This is a genomic window from Paraburkholderia ginsengiterrae (genome assembly GCF_001645125.1).
Classification (GTDB): Bacteria; Pseudomonadota; Gammaproteobacteria; order Burkholderiales; family Burkholderiaceae; genus Paraburkholderia; species Paraburkholderia ginsengiterrae.
Genome location: NZ_LXKA01000001.1, coordinates 1 through 2448, shown reverse-complemented (window position 1 = coordinate 2448; position 2448 = coordinate 1). Strand labels below are relative to the sequence as shown.

The following is a 2448-nucleotide window of genomic DNA, read 5'->3' as shown; positions in this document are numbered from 1 at the left end:
GTAAGCACCCGGCGAACCCATCTTGAATTGACGGTGTAACACCAGCGACGATCGCGTCCATCAAGAAACTAAATGGACACGTGTACACCATGGATGAGAACGTTGCGGTTCAACCGACGCGACGCCGTCGACACAGTGCCGAATTCAAGGCTCAGGCTATCAAGGCCTGTATGCAGCCGGGTGTTTCAATTGCGGCGGTAGCATTGCACTACCGGTTGAACGCCAATCTGTTGCGCCGGTGGGTAGCTGCACATGAAGAGCTGGATTCGGTGGCCGAAGCGCGCGAGGCGATGGCGTTACCATCAGCCGAGTTTGTGCCCCTGCAACTGTGTTCGCCGACACCGAACAGCGAGGCACCCGATATTGTGATCGAACTCAGGCGCGGCGCCACCACGGTCACGCTTCGCTGGCCTGCCTCGAGCGCAGGCGAGTGCGCGAAATGGCTGCAGGGGTGGCTGCGGTGATCCGGATCGAGGCGATATGGCTGGCGACCGAACCGCTGGATATGCGCGCAGGAACGGATACGATTCTGGCTCGCGTGGTGAAGGTATTTGGCGCGGCGCGCCCGCATCACGCCTACCTGTTTGCCAACAAGAGTTCAACGCGCATGAAGGTGCTGGTTTATGACGGTTTCGGCATCTGGCTGGCGGCACGACGTCTGAATACCGGACGGTTCGTCTGGACGAACGGCCAGGAGGCGATCACCTTCGCGCTGAATGCCGAACAACTGCAGGCACTCGTGACCGGGTTGCCATGGAAGACGCTGGCGGATGATCACGCGATCTGCGTGGTGTAAGGCAACAGATATCGGGCGGACGTAAACAGTTTCGATTTCGCGTCGGCATCCGTTCTGGCAAACTGGTTCGCATGAACTCTGCCACTGATCTCGACGACCTCAGCCCCGAGCAGCTTCGTGCCCTGGCGGCTCAGCTGATCGAGCAGGTCAGTGAGAGCAAACGGGAGCTGCATTACCGTCAGACGCGCATCGATCAGCTTACACACGAGATCTCGGTGCTCAAGCGCCTGCAGTTCGGCAAGCGCAGCGAACAGCTCAATATCGAGCAGGCCAGCCTGCTCGATGAGACGATCAGCGCCGATATCGCTGCGATCGAAATCGAGCTGGACCAGCTTCATTCGAATCCGTCGCGCGACAAGCAACGACAGCAACCGAAGCGCACGCAGCTGCCACCGCAATTGCCCCGCACGGATGTCCATCACGAACCCGATAGTGCCGTGTGCCAGTGCGGGTGCGAACGCGTGCGCATCGGCGAAGACGTCAGCGAGAAGCTGGACTACACGCCCGGCGTGTTCACGGTCGAGCGGCATATCCGCGGCAAGTGGACATGCAGGAACTGCGAGACATTGATCCAGGCGCCCGTAGCGCCGCACGTCATCGACAAGGGTATCCCGACAGCCGGGCTGCTCGCGCACGTGCTGGTGGCCAAGTACGGCGACCACCTGCCCTTGTATCGACAGGAACGCATCTTTGAACGCGCCGGGCTGGCCATCGCCCAGTCGACCCTGGGCGCCTGGGTTGGCGTATGCGGTGTGAGGCTGCAGCCGCTGGTTGACGCCCTGCGCGAACAGATCCTGCGTCAGGACGTGCTGCACGCCGATGAGACGCCCGTGCAGATGCTCAGTCCCGGCAAGGGCAAGACACATCGCGCGTATCTGTGGGCCTGGGCCACGACACAATACTCACCACTCAGGGCGGTCGTATATGAGTTCACTGACAGTCGCGCTGGCGAGCATGCCCGTGCATTCCTTGGCGACTGGCAAGGCAAGCTCGTATGTGACGACTTCAAGGGTTACAAGGCAGGATTCCGGCAAGGCGTAACCGAAATCGGTTGTGCTGCGCATGCCCGACGCAAGTTCTTCGATCTGCATGCGAACCATCAGAGCGAAATCGCCGGGCAGGCGCTGAAGTACTTCGCTACGCTGTATGAGATAGAAGATGAGGCAGCGGCACTGGATCCCGATTCGCGGCGCGCGCTTCGACGAGCTCGTTCGCGACTGGTCATGGATGCCTTGCATGAATGGATGAGCGCGCAGCGACGGCTGGTTCCAGAGGGCTCAGCGATCGCAAAAGCACTCGACTACAGCCTCAATCGCTGGGAGGCGCTCACACGCTACCTCGACGATGGGCACGTCCCGATGTGCAACAACTGGGTCGAAAATCAAATCAGGCCCTGGGCGACAGGAAGAAAAAACTGGTTATTCGCGGGCTCTCTTCGTGCCGGCGAACGTGCCGCTGCCATCATGAGCCTGCTGCGCTCAGCACAACTGAACGGGCACGATCCCTACGTCTATCTGAAGGACGTGCTCACCCGCTTGCCAACACATCGTGCCGCTGACATTGATGCGTTGCTCCCTCATCTCTGGAAACCCTACGCTAGCGCACTATAGCTTACGCACGGGCTGGACAAGGTGCCTTCACCGGGTGCTTAC

The 2448-nt window shown here is 60.3% G+C and carries 3 protein-coding genes; all 3 read left to right on the top strand.

The window, feature by feature from the left end; translation table 11 throughout:
- The first annotated feature begins 89 nt into the window (after positions 1 to 89).
- Positions 90 to 464, top strand: a complete 375-nt coding sequence (gene tnpA / locus A6V37_RS00015) for an IS66-like element accessory protein TnpA (protein WP_075643383.1) — start codon at positions 90 to 92, stop codon at positions 462 to 464.
- Positions 440 to 796: an IS66 family insertion sequence element accessory protein TnpB gene (gene tnpB / locus A6V37_RS00010; protein ID WP_207547693.1), complete on the top strand. Its 357-nt coding sequence runs from the start codon at positions 440 to 442 to the stop codon at positions 794 to 796. Before tnpA ends, tnpB begins: the two co-directional genes overlap by 25 nt.
- Before the next feature lie 71 nt (positions 797 to 867).
- A complete protein-coding gene (gene tnpC, locus A6V37_RS00005; RefSeq protein ID WP_064271772.1) occupies positions 868 to 2406 on the top strand; it encodes an IS66 family transposase in 1539 nt (512 codons plus the stop codon).
- Positions 2407 to 2448 lie beyond the last annotated feature (42 nt).